Consider the following 22,576-nt stretch of genomic DNA (forward strand, 5'->3'; position numbering starts at 1 on the left):
TTCCCTCTATCGAGCAACAAGGACGCCCCGATGAGTACTGCTGTGGATGCTGTCGAACGCACCGAAATCCTGATCATCGGCGCCGGACCGGCCGGTTCCGTTGCTGCTGCGATGCTGCGCCGGCAGGGTCGCCAGGTGTTGATGATCGAACGCCAGCAGTTCCCGCGTTTCTCCATCGGTGAAAGCCTGCTGCCGCAGAGCATGGAGTACATCGAAGCGGCAGGCCTGTTGCAGGATGTGGTCGAAGCCGGCTTCCAGCACAAGAATGGCGCGGCCTTCGTGCATGGCCAGGCGCGTACCGCATTCGACTTCAGGAAGAAGTTCTCGCCCGGCTGGGGCACCACCTACCAGGTGCAGCGCGCCGACTTCGACAACGTGCTGGCGCGGGGCGCCGAGCGGATGGGTACCACGCTGCGTTTCGGCGACGAGGTGCTGTCGGTCGAGCCGGGCGAGCAGCCTGCCGTCAACGTGCGCCGTCCCGATGGCAGTGAGTACCGCATCGAGGCCGATTTCATCCTCGACGCCTCCGGCTTCGCGCGGTTGCTGCCGCGCCTGCTGGATCTGGAGTCACCCTCCAACTTCCCGGTGCGTGGCGCGATCTTCTGCCACGTGCGTGACAACATTCCGGCCGAAGCGGACTTCGACCGCAACAAGATCCTCATCACGACCCACCCCGAGCACATCGACGTCTGGTACTGGACGATCCCGTTCTCCAACGGCTGCTGCTCGCTGGGCGTGGTGGCCGAGCCCTCGTTCTTTGATCGCTACGAAGGCGACGACCTGCAGAAGCTGCAGGCCATCGTCGGCGAGGATCCGAACCTGACCCGCCTGCTGGCCAATGCCGAATGGGCGGTGCTGCCGGTACGCCGCATCACGGGCTATTCGGCCAATGTCCGTTCGCTGTGGGGCCCGGGCTATGCGCTGCTTGGCAACGCTGGCGAGTTCCTCGACCCGGTGTTCTCCTCGGGCGTGACCATTGCCTTCAAATCGGCGCAGCTGGCCAGTGAGTGCCTGGCGCGCCGTTATGCCGGGCAGGCCGTGGACTGGGAGGCCGAGTTCTCCGTTCCGCTGCGCGCCGGCGTGAGAACCTTCCGTCGTTTCGTCGAAAGCTGGTACCAGGGCGGCTTCCAGAAGATCATCTACCACCCCGACCCGCAGCCGGACGTGCGCGACATGATCAGTTCCATCCTGGCCGGATACGCCTGGGACACCAACAACCCCTACGTGGCCGACCCCAGCGGCCGTCGCATGCGCGTGCTGGAGGAACTGTGCGGCGCCTGATGGCCCTTTCCGCTGCAGTGCTGCTGTGCCTGCTGCTGGTTGCCTGTACCGGGCGCATGCCACGCCCGCAGGTGCAGCTGCCACCGCTGCGGCTGTCGCCGGCCAGCCTGCCAGCGCCGCTGGCACTGCAGCAGCAGCTGCATTTCCGGTTCGGCAGCCATGAGCGCGATCTCGATGCGCTGCTCGAAGCCGACGCACAGCAGGTGCGGCTGGCGGTGCAGGCCATGGGCCAGACCGGCGTGCGCCTGCAGTGGGATGGCCGGCAACTGACCCAGCAGCGTGCGCCGTGGTTGCCGCCGCAGGTGCGTGCCGAACGCGTACTGGATGACCTGCAGTTCGCGTTGTGGCCGACCGCGGCGATCGCTGCGGCATTGCCGGCGGGCTGGGAGGTCAGCGATGACGGCCGCCAGCGCAGCCTGTCCCGCAGCGGTACGGTCTGGCTGCAGCTGCGGCGCCTGGACGATGGCAGCGTCCAGCTGGAGAACCGTGCCGAGGGTTACGCCCTGCGCATCGAATCGATCGACATGGCCGGGCAGGCGCGATGAATACACCGATCTACCTGAACGACCTCGGCCTGGTCTGCGCGCTGGGCGAAGGCCGCGGCGCCGTGGCATCGGCGATGTTCGCCGATGCTCCGGGCGGCCTGAGCGACAACGACCGCCTGCTGCCGGGGCGTACCCTGGCGCTGGGTGAAGTGCGCACGCCACTGCCGACGCTGGAAGACCTGCCGGTATCCCTGCGCGGGCGCAACAATGCATTGCTGGAGGTCGCGCTGGCGCAGATCGCGCCTGCGGTGAGCGCGGCCATTGCACGCCATGGCGCTGATCGGGTGGCGGTGGTGCTGGGCACCAGCACCTCCGGCATCGGCGAATCGGAGCAGGCACTGCGGACTCATGCGGAGCAGGGCTGCTGGCCTGAAGGTTTCGATTACGCACAGCAGGAAATGGGCACCACCGCGCAGTTCGTGCGTCAGCGCAGCGGCGCACAGGGCCCGGCGTGGACCCTGTCCACTGCCTGTTCGTCCAGTGCCAAGGCGCTGATGTCGGCCGCGCGGATGCTGCGTGCCGGCACCGTCGATGCGGTCATCGCCGGGGGGGCCGACTCGCTGTGCCGCTTCACCGTGGCAGGCTTCAATGCGCTCGAATCGGTCTCGGCAGTGCGCTGCAATCCCTTCTCGCAGCATCGTGCCGGCATCAACATCGGCGAGGGCGCTGCGCTGTTCCTGCTGACCCGCGAACCTGGCCCGGTATGCCTGGCCGGATGGGGCGAGTCCGCCGATGCACATCACATGTCGGCGCCGGATCCGCAGGCCCTTGGCGCCATCGACGCCCTGCAGCAGGCGCTGCATCGTGCCGGCTGGTCGCCCGCCGATGTCGACTACGTGAACCTGCACGGCACTGCCACCGGCCACAACGATGCGATGGAAAGCCTGGCGGTGGCGCAGGTACTGGGCAATGACGTTCCCTGTAGTTCCACCAAGCCACTCACCGGCCACACCCTGGGTGCGTCGGGGGCGATCGAGGCGGCGCTGTGCTGGATCGTGCTTGCCGAGAACTGCCGGCAGCAGTTGCCACCGCACTGGTGGGATGGCATCGCTGATCCGGCGCTGCCGCCGCTGCCGCTGGTGGCGCCGGCCACCTGCCTGGCGCAGCCGCCCCGGCGCGTGCTGAGCAACTCGTTCGCCTTCGGCGGCAGCAACGCCGTGCTGGCACTGGAGTGCGGATGAATACGGTGTATGCCATTGAAGACGTGGTGCCCCACCGGCAGGACATGTGCCTGCTGGAGCGCATCATGCACTGGGACGAGGACGGCATCGAGGCCGAGCTGGTCGTGCCGGCGAGCGGGCTGTTCGTCGAGGATGGGCAGGTGCCGGCCTGGATCGGCATCGAATACATGGCGCAGGCCATCGCGGCCTGGGCCGGCTGCCGTGCACGCGCTGCCGGCAACCGGCCGCAGCTCGGATTCCTGCTGGGTAGTCGCCGTTATGGCAGCCAGCGCAGCGGTTTTCCGGTGGGCAGCCGCCTTCGCGTACAGGCGCGCTGCGAGCTGTTGGGCGACAATGGACTGGGGATGTTCGCCTGCCGGATCCTGGCAGGCGACGAAGAATGGGCGACCGCCAACGTGTCGGTGTACGAACCTGCCGACGCGATGGCCTATCTGGAGAGTGGACAGGCATGACAGGGAATCGGAGCGTGCTGGTCACCGGCGCCAGCCGGGGCATCGGCCGGGCCATCGCGCTGCGCGTCGCGCGCGATGGGTTCGATGTAGCCGTGCACTGCCGCAGCCGCGTGGACGAGGCGCAGGCAGTGGTGGACGAAATCCAGGCACTGGGCCGGCAGGCCCGCGTGCTGGCGTTCGATGTGGCCGACCGGGATGCAGCACGCGGCGCATTGGAGGCCGATGTCGAGGCGCACGGCGCGTACTACGGCGTGGTGTGCAATGCCGGCATCGCCCGCGACGGCGCATTTCCTGCGTTGTCGTCCGAAGACTGGGACCAGGTCATCCACACCAACCTGGACGGCTTCTACAACGTGCTGCATCCGCTCATCATGCCGATGGTGCGGCGGCGCCGGCCCGGTCGCATCGTCACCCTGTCGTCGGTGTCCGGGCTGGCCGGCAACCGCGGCCAGGTCAACTACAGCGCGGCCAAGGCCGGCATCATCGGTGCCACCAAGGCGCTGGCGCTGGAGCTGGCGAGCCGCCAGATCACCGTCAACTGCGTGGCCCCGGGCCTGATCGAGACCGAAATGCTCAACGATGAAGTGGTCGAACACGCCCTGAAGCTGATTCCGGCCGGCCGCGTGGGGCATCCCGATGAGGTGGCCGCAACGGTCGCGTTCCTGCTGTCCGAGCCGGCCGGCTACATCACCCGGCAGGTGATCTCGGTCAACGGGGGCATGCTCTGATGGCCGCTGATCGTCGCGTGGTGGTGACCGGTGCCGCTGCCATCAGTCCGCTTGGCCACGACTGGCCCACCATCCACGCGCACCTGCGCAGCTGCCGCAACGCAGTGCGCACCATGCCGGAATGGGACGTCTACGCGGGCCTGAACACCAAGCTGGCCGCGCCCGCGCAGGACTTCACGCTGCCGCCGAACTACAACCGCAAGACCACCCGCTCGATGGGCAAGGTCGCGATCATGTCGGTGCGCGCCACCGAGATGGCCCTGCGCGAGGCCGGCCTGCATGAGCATCCGGTGCTGCGCAGCGGCCGCACCGGCGTGGCCTACGGTTCGTCCTCCGGCAGCCACGAAGCGACCGGCGAGTTCGGCCGCATGCTCAACGAGTTCACCACCGATGGCATCAGTGCCACCACGTACCTGAAAATGATGAGCCATACCGCGCCGGTCAACATCGGCGTGTTCTTCGGCCTGTCCGGGCGTGTCTACACCACCTCCAGCGCCTGCACGTCAGGCAGCCAGGGCGTCGGAGCGGCGTATGAAGCCATCCGCAGCGGCAAGCAGACGGTGATGGTGGCCGGCGGTGCCGAGCAGCTCGACGCCACTGCTGCAGCGGTGTTCGACACCCTGTTCGCCACCAGCGTGCGCAACGATGCGCCGCAGTCGACGCCGCGGCCCTTCGATGCAGGCCGCGACGGCCTGGTACTGGGCGAGGGCGCCTGCACGCTGATCCTGGAGGACATGGAGCACGCCCTCGCACGCGGTGCGTCCATCCTTGCCGAGGTGGTCGGCTACGGAACCAACAGCGACGGCCAGCACGTCACCCAGCCCAGCGCCGACACCATGGCCCAGGCCATGCGCCTGGCCCTGGAGGACGCCGGGCTCGACGCGGCGCGGATCGACTACGTCAACGCCCACGGCACCGCCACCGATCACGGCGACATCGCCGAGACACAGGCCACCGCGCAGGTGTTCGGCAGCCGCGTGCCGATCAGCTCGCTGAAGAGCTACGTCGGGCACATGCTCGGCGCGTGCGGAGCGTTCGAAGCCTGGCTGAGCATCGAGATGATGCGTGCCGGCTGGTTCGCGCCGACCCTCAACCTGGCCGAGGTCGATCCGCGCTGCGGCCAGCTGGACTTCATCACCGGGCACGGCCGCGATCTGCAGGCCGAGTACGTGATGAGCAACAACTTCGCCTTCGGCGGCATCAATACCTCGCTGGTATTCCGCCGCTGGAGCGAATGACCCCCGCACCCCATCCGCACCACCCCCAACGCACCCCGGACAAGGAGATGTTTCGATGCGCCGCACCCTGATGATCGCCAGTGCCACCCTTCTGCTGGCTGTGACTGCCACGGCCTCCGCCCGTGACACCCGAGTGGAGCAGTCCCTGCAGGAACTTGTCAGCTCGCAGGCCGCCCGCGATGCCGGCATCGATGGCAGCGTGCGCTTCTATCTGGCCGGTCAGCCGGTCAGCGTGCAGCAGCGTCTGGGTGAAGACGTCACCAACCGGAAGACCAACGCCGCCAACAAGAGCGATGCCGAAGCCTGCCGCTGGGTGGCGCTGTCGGCGCTGCGCGCACTGCAGGACGGCGCCCGCTCGCGTGGCGCCAATGCGGTGGTCGACATCGTCAGCTACTACAAGAAGAACGAGTTCAGGAGCGCGAGCAACTACGAGTGCTGGGCGGGCACGTTCGTGGCCGGCGTCGCCCTGAAGGGCACCTACGCCAAGGTCAAGTAAGCATCCGTGTGGCGGCGGCCGAGGCTGAACGCCGCCGCCACATTGCTGAACCCCGCCGGGGAAACGCCGTCGATCCTGCCGGCATCGTCGGCCGACGGCTTTCCCCGGTGTCGGCTTTCCGACACAATCAGGGCTCTTCCCGGGTTATCGTCCCGTGGACATGCACGCCTACGTCTATAAAAGCCAACTCAAGCCGGACACCTTCGTCTACGTTCCCCGACGCGATGACTTCAGCGCGCTGCCTGCGCCGCTGGTGGCGTCGCTGGGCACGCTCACCTTCGTCCTGGACGTGGCCCTGGAGCCGCAGCGCCGCCTCGCCCAGGCCGATCCGGCCAAGGTGCGCAGCGAAATGAGCGAACGCGGGTTCTACCTGCAGGTGCCGCCGTCGGTGACCAGCATGATGCCGCGCCACAATGACTGAGCTTTCCCGTCCGCGCGCCCTGTCGATCGCCTTCGTCCTGGGTGCCCTGCTGGCGCTGGGTGCCGCCGTCGGCGGCCTGCCGGGGGCGGTGCTTGCTGCGCTGGCGCAGCCGGCGTATGCCCTGGGCATTTCGTGGTGGCGGCGCAGCCGTGCGGTACTGCCGCCGAAGTTGATCGCGCAGCAGGACCTGCCGGCCCTGCTGGCGCTGTGGACCGCCGCGCCGGTACTGCTGGCCCTGCTGCTGGCCTGGCCGCTGGCGGCACTGCGCGACAGCGGCAGCCTGGCGGCGGTGCTCGGGCTGAGCGTGCTGGTCAGTGCCGGTTTGCTGGCGGCCTGGCGTACGTGGCCGCTGTGGAATGATGTCGAGCGGCTGGATGGCAGCCTGGCGCAGCACTGGCAAGCGTTGGCCGGCCGTGACCTCACCGCCTGGCGTGGCCTTGTCGTGGCCGCGCTGGTGATCGCGCTGGCCGCACTGGTGGTGTTGCCGGCATGGCCAGGGCTGCTGCCGGAAAGCGCGCGCTGGCCCGCCACGTTGACCGTGCTGCTGGGGTCGCCGTTGCTGCATCTGCTGCTGCAGCGGGTCGCACCGGCGCCACTGGTGTCGCTGCGCGTGAACCCGGGCCCGCTGGCCGATGCCGGTGCGACACACGCGCCGCTGTTCCCCGCTGCCAGCGAGACCACGCCGCTGGAGGCGATGGCCCCGCAGGAACTGACGCCTGCGCTGCATGAAGCGGCGCGCCACGGTCGCATCGACCGGGCGCTGCAGCTGCTGCAGGCCGGCGCGGACCCGCACGCGTTGCCGGACCCGAACTGGCGTGATCAGCGCAGCCTGGCGGTACTGGCGGCGGTGTTGCCGGACCTGCGCCTGCTGCGTGAACTGATTGCCCGCGGGGTCGATGTGAACGCGCCGCACCGGGGCATGACGCCGCTGCTGGCGGCCACCCGCGACAGCTGGCATGGTCGCCCCGAAGCCGTGATGACCCTGCTGGCCAATGGCGCCGATTCTCGCGCTACCGACAGCGAGGGCAACACGCCGTTGCACCACGCGGCTCGAAGCTCCGACCCCGGCGTTGCCGCGCTGCTGCGCGATGCCGCGGCCGAAGTGGATGCACTCAACCACGAGGGCTGGTCCCCGCTGGCCGTGGCCTGCCAGGTAGGCAACTGGCGCCTGGCCCGCTTCCTGCTCGAACGCGGTGCCCGCACCGAGCCGGCGGACGGCACGCCGGTCCTGCTCGCCGCAGCCGCCACCGAAGACGATGATCCGGCCGGCGTGCAGCTGCTGCTCAAGCACAAGGCGCGTGCGGATGCGCGCGACCGCCAGCGTCGCAGCGCACTGCACGAAGCGGCCCTGGCCGGCCACGTTGAAATCATCGGTGTGCTGCTCGCTGCCGGTGCAAACCTGGAAGCACGCGACGCGCTCGGTCGCACGCCGTGGCTGGAGGCCGCGCGTGCCGGTCGCGCCGCCGTCATCGAACACCTCCTGCCGCACAAGCCTGACCTGGTGGCCGTCGATGGCGAGGGCCGCAACGCGGTGCAGCTGGCGGCCATGGCCGATACGGTTTCGCCCCTGCTGGTCAAGCGCCTGGTCGAACTGGGCATCACCGCCGATGCGGCCGATCCGGTCGGTCGGCGTGCGGTCGACTACGCGGCCGAAGCCGGTCGCTGGGCCATCGTCGCGCTGCTTGATCCGTCCTATCCGCTGCCTGCGGCGGTCAGCGATGGCCTGGCCGAGCGCGGTGAGGCCGCCAGCGCCAGTGGCCTGCTGCCTGATCGGCCGCCGCTGACCCTGCTGCGTGAAGCACTGGGCTTCGGCAACACCGATGGCATGGCCGCCCTGGCCAGGCTGTGCCAGCCGCAGGAGCTGGGCAGCCTGCTGCTGGATCCGGAGCTGGCGCTGGAGCCGCGTGCCGTGGATTGGCTGCTGGCCCATGGTGCCGACCCCTATGTGCGAGATGCCTGCGCCGACACGCCGATGTTCGCGCTGCTGTCGCGCGGCGTCGATGCGGTGCCGGCGCTGCAGGTCATGCTGCAGCATGGCCTGTCGCCCGCCGGCCGCGGCGGCCTGGCCCGTTTCCTGGCCGCCTGCGCGCAGCACGATCAGGCGGCCCGCGGACTGGAACAGCTGGCGCTGGAACTGCTGGAGCGGGGTGCTGATCCGTTCGCCGCATCGCCGGCAGGCGATCCGCCGCTGTCGTTGGCGGTGCGCCTGGGCTGGCTGCGCCTGCAGCAGGCCCTGCTCAAGACTGGTGTCGACCGTGAGGCGCGCGACAGCCATGGCATGACCGCCCTGCACCTGGCGACCGCGCTGGCCCGGGAAGGTGCGCTGAAGCTGCTGGTACAGCACGGCGCCTCGCCGGAGGCACGCGCCGCTGATGGCCAGACCCCCCTGGGTGTGGCGCTGTCGAGTGGTCGTCGTGATCTGGCCGACTGGCTGGACTGGCGGGTGTGGCCACTGCCACGCCGTACCCTGCGCGATGCCGACCTGCCCTCTGCGGCGATGGCCGGCGATGTCGATGCGGTGCGTCGCCTGATCGATCTGGGGTTCGCCGTTGATGCCGTGGATGCGCAGGGCTGCACGGCGCTGCTGCGTGCAGCCGGCGGCGGCCACCTGGCGGTGACCGACCTGCTGCTGGCACGGGGCGCCGATCCGCAGCACGCAGCGGCCAGCGGCGCAACGCCGTTGTCGGCCGCGGTCAGCATGCGCCAGGTCGAGATCGTGTCGGCCCTGCTCGATGCCGGTGCCAAGCTCGAACACCGGCTGCCGGGGGGAGTGACCGTGCTGATGCTGGCCTCCGCGCTGGGCCTGCCGGACATCGTCGCGCGCCTGCTGACCGCAGGTGCCGATGTACACGCCGGAGACGCGCAGCAACTGGGCCCGCTGCACTGCGCGGCCCTGTACGGCTTCAGCGCACGTGACCGCCCGCGGTTGCTGGCGTTGCTGGACACGCTGCTGCTGGCCGGTGCCGAACCGGACCAGGCCGCCGCCGGTTCGGTCACACCGCTGCTGCTGCTGCTGGGAGCGCGCGCCGAGCCGGGTACGGCCTGCGACGAGCAGGTGGTGATGGCCGCGGTGGAGCGTCTGCTGGAAGAGGATGTCAGCCTGGACGTGCGCGATCCGCGTGGTTTCGGCCCGCTGCACCTGGCGGCGCTGCACGGCCTGCCGCTGCTGGTACAGCGCCTGCTGCGTGCCGGCGCCGACCCAGACGTGCGGGACAGCCTGAACCGCAGTCCGCGCGAGATCGCCGTGATGCGTGGCTTCATCGACGTTGCCGGCGAGTTCGAGCCGCGCGTACCGGGCGTGTCCTCGATGGCCCGGTTCCTGCGCGACAACGGCTGAGAATCGGGGGTCAGAACCCTTTCCGTTGGAAAGGGCTCTGACCCCGATCCTGCGGAATGCCGACGATGCTCGGCAGCCCTTGCGCCGTCAGCGCTGCGTGTCGCCGTCGCTTTCCGCGTCGGCCTCGAACAGATGCATCAGGTCGTTGCGGGCATCGCGCGAGGTCTGGATCACGGCCGCCTCGTCGTCGTACACCAGGTACTGGTCGCGCAGCAGCTGTTCGTCGTGTTCGCGGAAGCGCTGCACATGGCGTTGGGCAACATCGGGTGCCACCCCCAGCGCGGTCAGCACGCGACCGCTCATTTCCAGGCTGGTCGCGAACACTTCGCGGAACGGTTCGGCCGACATGTCCATCAGTCGCCATGCATGCTGGCGGTTGCGCGCACGTGCCAGCACCTTCGCCTCCGGATACAGGCGCCGCACCATCCGTACCGCACGCAGATTGGTCTCCGGGTCGTCCACGGTGATCACGAACACATCGATATGTTCACCACCGGCGGCGCGCAGCATCTCCGGGCGCGTCGGATCGCCATAGTAGAGCTGGTTGCCGAAGCGACGCAGGTCGGCCACCGTGTCCGGGTTCGCTTCCAGTGCCACGAACGGCACCTTCTGTGCGGTCAGCAGGCGCGCGATCACCTGGCCGACGCGGCCCATGCCGGCAATCAGGACTTTCGGCCGGTTGTCCGGCGCGACCTTGTCGGCGTCGGCCGCGGCGCGCGGGGCCACCTTCTCCTGTCCGAGCAGCCGCATCAGGGCGATCATCAGCAGCGGCGTGATCGCCATCGACAGGCCGACAATGGCCACCAGCCGGTCGTGGTTGGCGTTGCCCAGCAGATGCGCGCGCTGCGCCTCGTTGAACACCACGAAGGCGAACTCGCCGCCCAGCCACAGCACGCTGCCCAGCAGCAGCGATTGCCGCGAACCCAGCCGGGCAATGCGGCCGATGGCATACAGCAGACTGAACTTGACCACCAGCAGGATGGCCACGCCGGCGGCGATCAGCCACGGCTCGGCGGCGATGCGGTCGAGATCGATGCCCATGCCGACGGCGATGAAGAACAGGCCCAGCAGCAGGCCCTTGAACGGCTCGATCTGCGCTTCCAGCTCGTGCCGGAACTCGGAATCGGACAGCAGCACGCCGGCCAGGAACGCACCCAGGCTGGGGCTCAGGCCGGCCTCCTGCATGAACCACGCCGTGCCCAGCACCACCAGCAGGGCGGTGGCGGTGAATACCTCCGGGCTGCGGGTACGGGCGATGACACCGAACAGCCGGCGCAGGACCGGCCGCCCGCACAGGATCACCACGGCCAGCGCGCCCAGCGCCACTGCGGCATCCTCCCAACGCAGCGTCTGGTTCTTGACGCCGCCCAGCAGCGGGATGGCCGCCAGCAGCGGGATCGCGATCAGGTCCTGGAACAGCAGGATGGCAAAGCCGAGCCGGCCGTGGTCGCTGTTGATCGCCTTGTGCTCGGACAGCAGCTGCAGGCCCACGGCAGTGGAGGACAGCGCCAGCGCCACGCCCACCACCAGCGCGCTCTTCCACTGGAAGTGATCCAGCAGCAGCAGACCGCCCAGTACCAGGCCGGACAGCGCCACCTGCGCGGCACCGGCGCCGAACACCGAGCGCCGCATCACCTTCAGGCGGGCCGGCGACAGTTCCAGCCCGATCACGAACAGCAGCATCACCACGCCGATCTCGGCCGCACCGAGGATGCGGTCGGCGTCCTGCACGAAGCCCAGCCCATCCGGCCCCAGCACCACCCCCGCGGCCAGGTAGCCCAGTACCGCGCCGAAGCCGAAGCGCTTGAACACCGGCACCGCGATGACGGCCGCCAGCAGCAGGACCAGGGCCAGTTCCAGACCGCCGCTATGCATGGGAATACCTGGTCATCGCAGAGGCCTGCCGTACGTGGGTGCGGGGAGGAGAGGGGCGGCGGACGCCGCTGCGACATTATGCGCGCCGCATCGTGCACGCGCGGCAATGGCCGCTGCGGGTTGACCTGCGCGGCCGGCAGGTCCAGACTGCCCGCCGCTGGCGGCCTGCCGCCGGCACACGCATCCCGGAGTTCCCAACCCATGTCCAGCGACAGTAGAAGTCGACCTCGTTCGACGCCAGCGATGGCCACCGCCTGACATCGGGACGGTTCGCCTGCGTTGGCGTTGCGCGAGGTCGCACCCCACAAGGCAAACCGATGAACCAGAAGCAATTGCTGCGTCCAGTGGCCGATGCCGCTGCATTGGCGGCACCGCTGGCGGACTACAACACCGCCGACGCGGTGGAGTTCCTCAACACGCTGGAGCTGCAGCGCGCTGCCGACACGCTGGCGGCGCTGCCGCTGCCGCGTGCAGTGAAGATGCTGGAAGCCCCCGAACTGCATCGCAGCGGCGAGCTGGTGGCCGCGCTGCCACCGGCGCGGGCCGCTGCGCTGCTCGGGCTGATGGCCGACGACCGCGCCACCGACATCGTTCACGAACTGGATGAGGACGAGCGCGCGCGGCTGATCCCGTTGCTGGGCGCCGATGCCCGCCAGGCCATCCAGACGCTGCTCGGCTACCCGCCAAACACGGCCGGTGCGCTGATGACCACCGAGTACGTCGCCGTGCCGGCCAGCTGGACGGTGGCGCAGACGCTGCAGCACATCCGCCAGGTCGAGCGCACGCGCGAGACCGTGTACGCGATCTACGTCCTGGACCCGGTCAGCCAGCGTCTGCAGCAGGTGGTGACCATGCGCCGCCTGATCACCGGCCTGCCCGAGGAGTCGATCCTCGAGGTGGCCCAGGTCAATCCGCCAGTAACCGTGGACGCGTTGATGGACCAGGAAGAGGTGGCGCGGCTGATCCGTCGCCACGACCTGCTGGCCATTCCGGTGGTCGATGCCAGCCAGCGGATGCTGGGCATCGTCACCGTGGACGACGTGCTTGATGCGCTGATCGAGGAATCCACCGAAGACGCGCACAAGTTCGGCGGCATGGAAGCGCTGGACAAGCCGTACATGCAGATCGGCTTCCTGGAGATGCTGCGCAAGCGCGCCGGCTGGCTGAGCGTGCTGTTCCTGGGCGAGATGCTGACGGCCAGCGCCATGCAGCACTACGAGGACGAACTGGCACGCGCGGTGGTGCTGACGCTGTTCATCCCGTTGATCATGAGTTCCGGCGGCAACTCCGGCTCGCAGGCCACCTCGCTGCTGATCCGCAGCCTGGCGCTGCGCGAGCTGCGCCTGCGCGACTGGTGGAAGGTGGCCCTGCGCGAGATTCCGACCGGCATGGTGCTGGGTGCCATTCTCGGTGCCCTGGCGATCGTCCGCATCGTCATCTGGCAGCTGGGTGGCCTGCACGACTACGGCGAGCACTGGGTGCTGCTGGCGATCACGATCGGTGCGGCGCTGGTGGGCATCGTCACCTTCGGGTCATTGTCGGGTTCGATGCTGCCGTTCGTGCTCAAGCGGCTGGGATTCGACCCGGCCAGCGCATCCGCCCCGTTCGTGGCCACGCTGGTCGACGTGACCGGGCTGGTGATCTATTTCAGCATCGCCGCGATGATCCTGCGCGGCACGCTGCTGTAGGGCCCTGTCGCCCCGCATGCGGCGGGGCGCCGCATCCCCCGCCTGCTTTGTTGCGCTGGATCATGCGCCTGTTGCGCGGGTGCGTGTACCGTAGGCGCATGAGTACCTACCACCTGCAGTCAGTGTTCCGTCCGCAGTCGGTCGCAGTGATCGGCGGCAGTCCGCGCGAGCGCTCGGCCGGCCGCGCGGTGATGCGCAACCTGCGCGGTACGGGCTTCCCCGGCAAGGTGGCGTGGATCAACCCGCGCCATGCCGAAATCGATGGCATCCGCACGGTGAAGCGGCTGAAGGATCTGGACTGGGTGCCGGATCTCGTGGTGATCACCGCGCCAGCCGCCATCGTGCCGCAGGTGGTGCGTACCGCGGCCGAGCGGGGCGTGCAGGCGGCGATCATCCTCACCGCGCATCTGGGGGATGGCCCGGGTTCACTGTCGGCGCAGGTGGAGGCCGTGGCCCGCCGGCACGGTCTGCGCATCCTGGGCCCGCATTGCCTGGGTGTGATCGCGCCGCACGCACGGCTCAACGCCAGCATCGCCGCACACTTCCCGCAGGCTGGCGATCTTGCGTTGATATCCGAATCCTCGGCGATTGCCGCGGCGCTGGTGGAATGGGGCGTGGCGCGTTCGGTGGGTTTCTCCGCCGTGGTCTCCCTGGGCGATACGCTGGACGTCGACTTCGGCGATCTGCTGGACTATTTCGCCACCGATTACCGCACGCGCGCCATCCTGCTCTACGTCGAACAGATCAAGGACGCGCGCAAATTCATGTCGGCGGCGCGTGCGGCCGCGCGCGCCAAGCCCGTGGTGGTGGTGAAGTCCGGCCGCAGCGAGCGCGTGCAGCCTGGCAGCCGCGATACCCATGTGCAGGCGCTTGCACGAGCCGACGATGTCTACGGCGCCGCGTTCAACCGCGCCGGCCTGCTGCGCGTGGGTGCCCTGGACGAGCTGTTCACCGCCGCAGAGACCCTGGGCCGGCTGGGTACCTTCCCGGGCCGTCGGCTGGCCATCCTCAGCAATGGGGGCGGCGTCGGCCGGCTGGCCGTGGACCAGCTGGCCGCGCTGCGCGGAACCCTGGCGAACCTGTCCGACAGCACGGTCGAAAAGCTCGATGCGGTGCTGCCGCAGGGCTGGTCGCGCAGCAATCCAGTGGATATCGTGGTGGATGCCGATGGTGATCGCTATGCCGCGGCCATCGAGGCCCTGCTGGCCGACAACGAGAACGATGCGGTGATGGTGGTCAACGTACCGACGGCGTTCACCTCCTCGGCCGACGCCGCGCAGGCGCTGACCCGCACCCTCGGCCTGCGCCCGCGCCACCATCGTGACAAGCCGGTGTTCGCCGTGTGGCTGGGCAACGATGACCAGGCCACCGCCACGCTCAATGCGGCGCGCGTGCCGACCTATCCCACCGAAGCCGAAGCGGTACGTGGCTTCCAGCATCTGGTGCGCTATCGGGAAGCGCAGAACGCACTGATGGAAACCCCGCCGAGCCTGCCGCAGGACTTCAGCGTGGATGCGGCCGCGGCGCGCACGCTGGTCGAGGCCGCGCTGGCCAACGGCCAGCAGTGGCTGGACCCGTTGGCCACGCACGAGCTGCTGAAGGCCTATGGCATTCCCTCCGCGCCGGTGATGCATGCGCGCGACGCGCACGAGGCCATGGATCTGGCGCAGCCGCTGCTGGAGCGGGGTGCGACCGTCGCCTTGAAGATCCTGTCACCGGACATCCCGCACAAGTCCGAAGTGGACGGCGTGCGCCTGAACCTGTCGACGCTGCCGGCGGTGCAGGCTGCGGCCAAGGCGATCCTGTCGCGTGCACGCCAGCTGCGCCCGGATGCACGCATCGACGGTCTGCTGGTGCAGCCGACCATCGTCCGCCCGAAAGCGCGTGAACTGATCGTGGGCATCGCCGATGACGCGACCTTCGGCCCGGTGATCGTGGTCGGTCGCGGCGGCACGGCGGTGGAGGTGATCAACGACAAGGCACTGGCCTTGCCGCCGCTGGATCTGCGCCTGGCCCACGAGCTGATCGGGCGTACCCGTGCGTCGCGGATCCTCAAGGCCTATGGCGATGTTCCCGCTGCCGATGAGCGCGCACTGGCCCTGGCGCTGGTGAAACTGGCGCAGCTGGCCGCCGACATTCCGGAAGTGCGCACGCTGGATATCAATCCGCTGCTGGTCGATGGCAAGGGCATTCTCGCTCTCGATGCACGCGTCGCCATCGCGCCTTCGCGCATCCTGCACAAGGGTCGCGGCCATCCGCGCTTCTCGGTGTTCCCGTATCCGAAGGAGTGGGAGCGCACCATCGAGCTGTCCGATGGCGGTCGCGCCTTCGTGCGCCCGGTGCGCCCCGAGGACGACGCGCTGTTCCGCGCGTTCTTTGCCCGGGTCAGCGACGAGGATCTGCGCCTGCGCTTCTTCCAGTCGGTGAAGCACTTCAGCCACGAGTTCATCGCCCGTCTGACCCAGCTCGACTATGCGCGCTCGATCGCGCTGGTGGCCATCGAACCGCGCAGCGGCGAGATGCTCGGCGCCGTGCGCCTGCACGCGGATGCGGATTATCACCGCGGCGAGTACGGCATCCTGATCCGCTCCGACCTGAAGGGCCATGGCATCGGCTGGCGCCTGATGGCGATCATGATCGAGTATGCGAAGTGGCTGGGGCTGCACGTGGTCGAGGGACAGGTGCTGCGCGAGAACAGCACCATGCTGGCGATGTGCCAGAGCCTGGGCTTCAAGACCCGGCTGGACCCGGACGACCCGACGGTGATGGTGGTGACCCTGCCGGTGCAGCAGGTGGACGTTCCCGAGGTACCGCCGGTGGCGTGAGGGTTCCTCATCGGTAGCGCCGGGCCGTGCCCGGCGGTCCCCCACGCAATCGCTCCACCACCGCCGTGCGGTAGCACAGCACTCCGGTCCGGCCGGTCATCCCATCGGCGGCGTCGTAATGCAGCAGTGATCGTGGCATACCGTCCGTGCGGTTGCGACAATGCGGGCCATGACTGACCGCATCCCCTTGCTGCTGCTCCCCGGCCTGCTCAACGATGCCGAGCTGTGGCGCGCGCAGCTGGCCGACCTGGCCGATATCGCCGAGTGCAGCGTGGGCGACCAGACCCGCGGCGCGACCCTGCTGGCGGTGGCCGAGGATGTGCTGGCGCAGGCACCTGCACGCTTCGCGCTGGCCGGGTTCTCGCTGGGAGGCTTCGTTGCCCAGCAGATCCTGCGCGTGGCACCGGAGCGGGTGCTGCGGCTGGCGCTGATCGATACCTCGATCCACGCCGATTCGCCGGAGCGTGCCGAGCAGCGTCGCAGCCAGCGCGCCAGCGTGCGCCTGCCCGGGAAGTTCCATGGATTCGGTGACGCCCTGATGCGCAGCTACATCGATGCCTCGCGGCTGGACGACTATGTACTGGTGCAGCGCGTGCGCGACATGACGGCGCGTCTTGGCGCGGAGGTGTTCCTGCGGCAGAGCGCGCTGGAACGTCGTGACGGCCACGATGTGCTGGCCGGATATCGCGATCCGCTGCTGATCGTGTGCGGTGCCAACGACCGCATCACGCCATTGGCGGTGAGCGATGAGATGCACGCGCTGGTACCGCACTCGCAGCTGGTGGTGGTGCCCGACTGCGGGCACCTGGCGCCGATGGAGAAGCCGGATGAGGTCAGTGCGGCGATGCGCGGGTGGCTGCTGCAGGACTGAAGGGCCCGCCGGGCATGGCCCGGCGCTACCTGTGGCGATCCGGTAGCGCCGGAGCGCGCCCGGCGGCCCCCATCGTCATCGTCCGGTAGCGCCGGGCCGTGCCCGGCGGCTTCGGCTCAGTCCCAGGCCGGCGCGATGCCTTCCGGATTGGCCAGCCGATGCCCGCGGTCGAGCCTGGCAATCTGTGCCATGTCCTCCTCGGTCAAACGGATGGCCGCCGCTTCCAGATTGGAGGCCAGGTTCTCGCGCCGGGTCGAGGACGGAATCACCGCAAAGCCCTGCTGCAGTGCCCATGCCAGTGCGATCTGTGCCGGCGTGGCCTGGTGGCGGCCGGCGATGGCCTGGATCACCGGATCCTTGATGACTTCGCCATAGGCCAGGCTCATGTACGCGGTGACAGGGATGCCGTTTTCCTGCAGGAACTTCACCAGCAGGCGATTCTGCAGGTAGGGATGGATCTCGACCTGATTGGTGGCGATGGCGTCGGCGCCGAGGATGCCGATTGCCTTGCGCGTCTGCGCGATGGTGAAGTTGGAGATGCCGATCTCCCTGGTGAGGCCCTGCGCCCTGGCTTCGGCCAGCGCCGGCAGGTACTCCTCCATCGGCACGTCGACCTTGTCGTTCGGTGAGGGCCAGTGGATCAGCGCCAGGTCGACATGGTCGGTGCGCAGCTTCTTCAGGCTGTCGTGCAGGCTGGCCAGCAGCGCATCGCGCTTGAACTCGGTGATCCAGACCTTGGTGGTCAGGTAGATCTCGTCACGCGGCACGCCGGATTCGGCGATGGCCTCGCCGACCTCGGCCTCGTTGTCGTAGATCTGCGCGGTATCGATGGCGCGGTAACCGACGTCCAGTGCGTTGCGTACCGAGTCGATCACAGTCTGGCCTTTCAGGCGGAAGGTGCCGAGACCGAAAGCGGGGACAGTCATGGGGGAACTCCAACTAATGGGGGGAAGGGCGCGGTAGATCCGCACAAGGGTAGGGCAGGGCCTGCATGCATGCCGGCAACGGTGCATTGCGCAGGCGTGGAGATGCGTCGGTAGTGAGCGGCGTCGTATCAGTGTGCGGTGATCGCGGTGCCCTCGGCGCGGTCGTCGATGCCGTCCCGACGGTCCAGGCGGCCGCTGAGCACGGTCAATGCATAGGCACCCACCACCACCAGCGCGCCCAGCCACGGCGTATGCATCAGGCCGACGTTCTCCACCACCAGGCCGCCCAGCGATGCGCCCAGGGCGATGCCGATGTTGAATGCAGCGATGTTCAGTCCGGATGCCACGTCGGTGGCCTGCGGCGCATGGCGCTGCGCCTGCTTGACCACATAGACCTGCAGTCCGGGCACGTTGCCGAAGGCCACCGCACCCAGGGCCAGCACCGTCAGCAACATCAACACCGTGTTGTAGGCGGTGAAGGTGAGCGCCAACAGGACCATGGCCAGCAGGGCGAAGATGCGCCTGAGCGCCGGAACCGGACCCATGCGGTCGGCCATGCGGCCGCCCCACAGATTGCCGATCGCCACCGACACGCCATACACCAGCAGTACCAGGCTGACCGCGTTGGCCGAGAAGCCGGTGACGTCCTGCAGGATGGGCGCCAGGTAGGTGAAGGCCAGGAACGTGCCGCCGTAGCCCAGTGCCGTCATCGCGTAGACCAGCAGCAGGCGCGGCTGGGCCAGCACGGCCAGCTGCTGGCGGAAGCGGGCGGGCGCGCTCTGCGGCACAGTGCGCGGCACGAACAGCGCCGCGCCGACCAGGGCGATTACGCCCAGGCTGGCCACGGCCAGGAAGGTCGCGCGCCAGCCCAGGTGCTGGCCGATGAAGGTGCCCAGCGGCACGCCGGTCACCAGTGCGACGGTCAGCCCGGTGAACATGATCGCGATCGCGCTGGCGGCCTTTTCTTTCGGCACCACCGCCGTGGCGATGATCGAGCCGATCGAGAAGAACACGCCATGGGCGAGGCCGGTCAGGATGCGGGCGACAATCAGCGAGGCGTAGCCCGGTGCCATCCAGGCGATGACGTTGCCCAGCGTGAACAGCGCCATCAGTGCCACCAGCAGGGTCTTGCGCGGCACGCGGCCGGTCAGCGCGGTCAGCACCGGCGCGCCGATGGCTACGCCCAGGGCGTACAGCGAGACCAGCAGGCCGGCCGAAGGCAGGCTGACCTGCAGGTCGGCGGCGATGGTCGGAATCAGGCCGACGATGACGAATTCGGTGGTGCCGATGGCGAAGGCGCCCAGGGTCAGCGCCAGCAGGGCGAGAGGAATGCCGCGGATCATGGCGGGCTCCGGAGGAAGGAAGGCGCGCAGTGTGCGCGGCCCACCTTTGCCGAAAAACCGGTCTTCACGCCAATCACTCTTGCCTGGTGGTCAATAATGGCGCCATGAAGACCACCCTCGATGAAATGCAGGCCTTTCTGGCCGTGATCGACAGCGGTTCGATCAGTGCCGCCGCCGAGCAGCTGGGTCAGACCCCTTCCGGGGTGAGCCGGGCGCTGGGGCGGCTGGAGGACAAGCTGGGCACCACCCTGCTGACCCGTACCACGCGCCGGCTGCACCTGACCGCCGAAGGCGAGGCCTACCTGCGCCATGCACGGGCGATCATCGACGCGGTGGAGTCGGCCGAAGAGCAGATGGCGGCGCGCCGCGAGCGCCCGGCTGGACGCCTGCGGGTGGATGCGGCCATGCCGTTCGTGCTGCACGTGATCGTCCCCCTGGTGGCGGGCTACCGCGCGCGATACCCGGAGGTGCAGCTGGAGTTGAACAGTTCCGAACGCTACATCGACCTGCTGGAACGACGCACCGACGTGGCCATCCGCATCGGCCCACTGGCCGACTCAACGCTGCACGCGCGCTCGCTGGGCCGCTGCCGGCTGCAGCTGCTGGCCAGCCCGGGCTACCTGGCCGAGCACGGTGAACCGGCCAGCGTGGCGGCGCTGGGTCAGCACACGCTGCTGGGATTCAATGAACCCGAATCGCTGAACCGCTGGCCCGTGCCGGGCGACGCCGACGGCCAGCTGCTGGTACGGCCGGACATCGCCGTATCCAGCGGCGAGACCCTGCGCCGGTTGGCGGTGGAAGGGGTGGGCATCACCTGCCTGTCGGACTTCGTCACCGAACGCGACCGTGCTGCCGGCACGCTGGTGCCGGTACTGGCTGCACAGACGCTGGATGTCTACCAGCCGATCCACGCCGTGTACTACCGCAACACGGCGGTCTCGGCGCGGATCAGCTCGTTCCTGGACCATCTCGGTGACGCGATGGTGCAGTCGGATTACCTGCGCTGAGGCATGCCGCGCTCGCCGGGCATGGCCCGGCGTTACCTGCGCGTTCCGCAGAGCCGGACCCATGCTCGGCTGCACAGGGTCCATGCAGTCCTTCAGGCCGCGCGCGCCAGCGCATCGCCGCTCGCCGCGGGGGGCGACAGATCGAACACATCCACCGCGTCCATCAACCGGTCCGCCTGCTGCTCCAGGCTGCGCGCGGCGGCGCTGGCCTCTTCCACCAGCGCGGCATTCTGCTGGGTCGCGCCGTCCATCTGCACCACGGTCTGGTTGACCTGTTCGATGCCTGCACTCTGTTCCTGCGACGCGGCGGAGATCTCGGCCATGATGTCGGTCACGCGCTGCACCGAGGCGACGATCTCGGCCATGGTCATGCCCGCCTGGCGCACGCGTTGTGCGCCATCGGCTACCTTGTCCACCGAGGTATCGATCAGCGTCTTGATCTCCTTGGCCGCATTGGCTGAACGCTGCGCCAGCGTACGCACCTCACTGGCCACCACGGCGAAGCCCCGGCCCTGCTCACCGGCACGCGCAGCCTCCACCGCTGCGTTCAATGCCAGGATGTTGGTCTGGAAGGCGATGCCATCGATCACGCTGATGATGTCGGCGATCTGCCGCGAAGAGGCCTCGATCGCCCCCATCGTCGCCACCACCTGCGTGACCACCTCGCCCCCCTGCGAGGCAACCTCGTGCGCGCCGATCGCAAGCTGGTTGGCCTGGCGTGCGTGCTCGGCGTTCTGGCGCACGGTGGAGGTCAGTTCCTCCATCGATGCTGCCGTCTCCTCCAGGTTGGCAGCCTGCTGCTCGGTGCGGCGCGACAGGTCGTTGTTGCCGGCGGCGATCTCGGCAGCCGCGGCATGGATGCTGCCCGAAGTGTGCTTGATGTCGGTGACGATGGTGGCCAGCTGCGCCGCAGTCGTGTTGGCATCGCCAGCGATGCGGGCGAACACGCCCTGGAAGCTGCCGTGCATGCGCGCGCCAAGCCGGCCATCGGCAATCGCGCGCAGCATCGTTGAGACCTCGCCGAGATTCTGCTCGGTGGTGTGCATGAGCTGGTTCAGGCCCTCCACCATCGCGCGGAAGTCATGCTCGAAGCGCGCGCTGTCACCGCGCTGGCTGAAATCGCCGGCCGCAGCGGCGGCGGCAAGGCGGCGGATCTCGCCGTTGATGGTGCCAAGGTTGGCCTTGGCAGTATCCAGCGCTTCGGTGATGACGGCCTTCTCGCCTGGCAGGCGCTCCATGTCCTCGCTGAGATCGCCCACCGCATAGCGGCCCATGATCGTGATCGCGCGCATCTTCACCCGGATGTGCGCGTCGACCAGCGCGTTGCTGTCGGCCACCATGGTTCCGAATGCGCCAGGGAAGGCGCTGGCATCCATGCGATAGCTGATCGAGCCGGCGTCATGCGCCTTCGCCATTGCCGCCTGCGCCTCGAGCACGCCGCCCACCGTGGCCTGCACGGCCTGCATGGCCTGCGCCAGCCGGCCCACTTCATCGCGGCTGCGAACCTGCACGACGTGCTGCAGGTCGCCAGCGGCCACGGCGCGCGCAGCCGCCTCCACCGCCAGCACCGGTTGCACCACCGCGCGGCGCAGCCACCAGGCCAGGCCCATCAGCAGCAGCGCAGCGGCGACCACGGTCAGCACCGCGCACAGCAGCAGCATCTGCCTTGCCTGCTGCGCGCGCGTGGCCACCGCGGCCTCGGCCACCCGGGCGGCCTGCGTGCTCAGCGCGTCCAGCGATGCGGCCACCGCGCGGTCCTTGCCCCGCACCAGGGTATCGCCGGCAGTGGCATCGTAGCCGGCCGCAGCAAACGCCTGCAGGGCAGCGTGATAGTCCTTCTGCAGCTGCGCATGCAGGCCAGCGAAGGCGAGGGCGAGCTCGCGCGTACGCGAATCGGGGCTGCTGGCCAGCCCGCGTGCCAGTCCATCGACGATTCTGCCTTCGCTGTCGAATGCATCCAGATGACGCTGGCGCAGGACCGGATCGTGGCCCCGCAGCAGCACGTTCTTCCATTCCTGCACCTGGCCACGGAACTCGCGCTGCAGGCGTTCGGCATCGCGGCCATGGGCGACTTCGGCAGGCACCTCGGCAGACAGCTTCAGCCAGGCCGACGCCAGGCCGGCCAAGGCACACAGCAGGATGACGGCGAGGCCAAGGGATACGGCGCCGAGCAGCTTCGTCTGCAGTCGCGGCGCATGGGGAGAGGCATTCATGGGGCGAGATCTCGGAAGGGGGGCGATGCGGTATCGACCTGATCTCGCGTGCTCTGAAGTGCGATAAGGATCACATTATCGTTTCGTTCAACGAGGTGAAGGAAATGTTTCATAGGACAAATGTGTCCATATGGAACGAAACAGGACGC

The 22,576-nt window shown here is 68.8% G+C and carries 17 protein-coding genes; 13 read left to right on the forward strand and 4 right to left on the reverse strand.

The annotated features are described in order from the left end of the window. Window positions 1-30: 30 nt before the first annotated feature. The 9 genes from N5J29_RS10000 to N5J29_RS10040 all read left to right on the forward strand — a co-directional run bounded on the left by N5J29_RS10000 (window position 31) and on the right by N5J29_RS10040 (window position 9,679). Window positions 31-1,281, forward strand: coding sequence for an NAD(P)/FAD-dependent oxidoreductase (locus N5J29_RS10000; protein WP_197572489.1), 1,251 nt, complete (start codon window positions 31-33; stop codon window positions 1,279-1,281). After that, window positions 1,269-1,826 (forward strand): DUF3261 domain-containing protein, encoded by a 558-nt coding sequence (locus N5J29_RS10005; RefSeq protein WP_164150454.1) that lies wholly within the window; start codon window positions 1,269-1,271, stop codon window positions 1,824-1,826. The genes N5J29_RS10000 and N5J29_RS10005 overlap by 13 nt, the downstream gene beginning before the upstream one ends. Beyond that, window positions 1,823-3,007, forward strand: a complete 1,185-nt coding sequence (locus tag N5J29_RS10010) for a beta-ketoacyl-[acyl-carrier-protein] synthase family protein (protein ID WP_164150456.1) — start codon at window positions 1,823-1,825, stop codon at window positions 3,005-3,007. The genes N5J29_RS10005 and N5J29_RS10010 overlap by 4 nt, the downstream gene beginning before the upstream one ends. After that, window positions 3,004-3,459 (forward strand): hotdog family protein, encoded by a 456-nt coding sequence (locus N5J29_RS10015; protein ID WP_053518092.1) that lies wholly within the window; start codon window positions 3,004-3,006, stop codon window positions 3,457-3,459. The genes N5J29_RS10010 and N5J29_RS10015 overlap by 4 nt, the downstream gene beginning before the upstream one ends. Next, complete coding sequence (locus N5J29_RS10020; protein ID WP_053518094.1) at window positions 3,456-4,187, forward strand: 3-ketoacyl-ACP reductase FabG2; 732 nt, start codon at window positions 3,456-3,458, stop codon at window positions 4,185-4,187. Before N5J29_RS10015 ends, N5J29_RS10020 begins: the two co-directional genes overlap by 4 nt. Next, on the forward strand, window positions 4,187-5,425 hold the full coding sequence (locus N5J29_RS10025; protein ID WP_065174278.1) for a beta-ketoacyl-ACP synthase: 1,239 nt from the start codon (window positions 4,187-4,189) through the stop codon (window positions 5,423-5,425). The genes N5J29_RS10020 and N5J29_RS10025 overlap by 1 nt, the downstream gene beginning before the upstream one ends. A gap of 55 nt (window positions 5,426-5,480) precedes the next feature. Continuing rightward, on the forward strand, window positions 5,481-5,921 hold the full coding sequence (locus N5J29_RS10030) for a hypothetical protein (RefSeq protein ID WP_053518098.1): 441 nt from the start codon (window positions 5,481-5,483) through the stop codon (window positions 5,919-5,921). A 160-nt stretch (window positions 5,922-6,081) separates the two neighbouring features. Further along, window positions 6,082-6,342 carry a YcgL domain-containing protein gene (locus N5J29_RS10035; protein WP_053518100.1) on the forward strand — a complete coding sequence of 87 codons (261 nt, stop codon included), beginning with the start codon at window positions 6,082-6,084 and terminating at the stop codon, window positions 6,340-6,342. After that, complete coding sequence (locus N5J29_RS10040) at window positions 6,335-9,679, forward strand: ankyrin repeat domain-containing protein (protein WP_128989955.1); 3,345 nt, start codon at window positions 6,335-6,337, stop codon at window positions 9,677-9,679. Before N5J29_RS10035 ends, N5J29_RS10040 begins: the two co-directional genes overlap by 8 nt. An 87-nt stretch (window positions 9,680-9,766) precedes the next feature. Here the strand turns inward: N5J29_RS10040 and N5J29_RS10045 are convergent, their stop codons facing one another. After that, on the reverse strand, window positions 9,767-11,554 hold the full coding sequence (locus N5J29_RS10045) for a monovalent cation:proton antiporter-2 (CPA2) family protein (protein ID WP_065181433.1): 1,788 nt from the start codon (window positions 11,552-11,554) through the stop codon (window positions 9,767-9,769). A 317-nt stretch (window positions 11,555-11,871) separates the two neighbouring features. On the opposite strand from N5J29_RS10045, the gene mgtE reads away from it, so the two are divergent. From mgtE to N5J29_RS10060, 3 genes are all read left to right on the forward strand, one after another. Further along, the gene (mgtE, locus tag N5J29_RS10050) at window positions 11,872-13,242 is read left to right on the forward strand and encodes a magnesium transporter (protein WP_128989953.1); all 1,371 of its coding nucleotides are present in this window, start codon (window positions 11,872-11,874) and stop codon (window positions 13,240-13,242) included. A gap of 98 nt (window positions 13,243-13,340) precedes the next feature. Further along, window positions 13,341-16,067: a bifunctional acetate--CoA ligase family protein/GNAT family N-acetyltransferase gene (locus tag N5J29_RS10055; protein WP_164150458.1), complete on the forward strand. Its 2,727-nt coding sequence runs from the start codon at window positions 13,341-13,343 to the stop codon at window positions 16,065-16,067. A gap of 169 nt (window positions 16,068-16,236) precedes the next feature. Then, entirely contained in the window at window positions 16,237-16,938 is a 702-nt protein-coding gene (locus N5J29_RS10060; RefSeq protein WP_164150460.1) for an alpha/beta hydrolase, read from the forward strand. 116 nt (window positions 16,939-17,054) lie between these two features. On the opposite strand, the gene dkgB is transcribed toward N5J29_RS10060, so the two are convergent. Then, entirely contained in the window at window positions 17,055-17,864 is an 810-nt protein-coding gene (gene dkgB, locus N5J29_RS10065; protein ID WP_164150462.1) for a 2,5-didehydrogluconate reductase DkgB, read from the reverse strand. A 128-nt stretch (window positions 17,865-17,992) separates the two neighbouring features. Next, complete coding sequence (locus N5J29_RS10070) at window positions 17,993-19,207, reverse strand: MFS transporter (protein ID WP_164150464.1); 1,215 nt, start codon at window positions 19,205-19,207, stop codon at window positions 17,993-17,995. 104 nt (window positions 19,208-19,311) lie between these two features. Between N5J29_RS10070 and N5J29_RS10075 the strand changes: the two genes are divergently transcribed. Beyond that, on the forward strand, window positions 19,312-20,214 hold the full coding sequence (locus N5J29_RS10075; RefSeq protein ID WP_053518115.1) for a LysR family transcriptional regulator: 903 nt from the start codon (window positions 19,312-19,314) through the stop codon (window positions 20,212-20,214). A gap of 92 nt (window positions 20,215-20,306) precedes the next feature. Here the strand turns inward: N5J29_RS10075 and N5J29_RS10080 are convergent, their stop codons facing one another. After that, the gene (locus N5J29_RS10080) at window positions 20,307-22,427 is read right to left on the reverse strand and encodes a methyl-accepting chemotaxis protein (protein WP_164150466.1); all 2,121 of its coding nucleotides are present in this window, start codon (window positions 22,425-22,427) and stop codon (window positions 20,307-20,309) included. Window positions 22,428-22,576 lie beyond the last annotated feature (149 nt).

The organism is Stenotrophomonas sp. GD03680 (assembly GCF_029844625.1).
GTDB lineage: Bacteria > Pseudomonadota > Gammaproteobacteria > Xanthomonadales > Xanthomonadaceae > Stenotrophomonas > Stenotrophomonas maltophilia_P.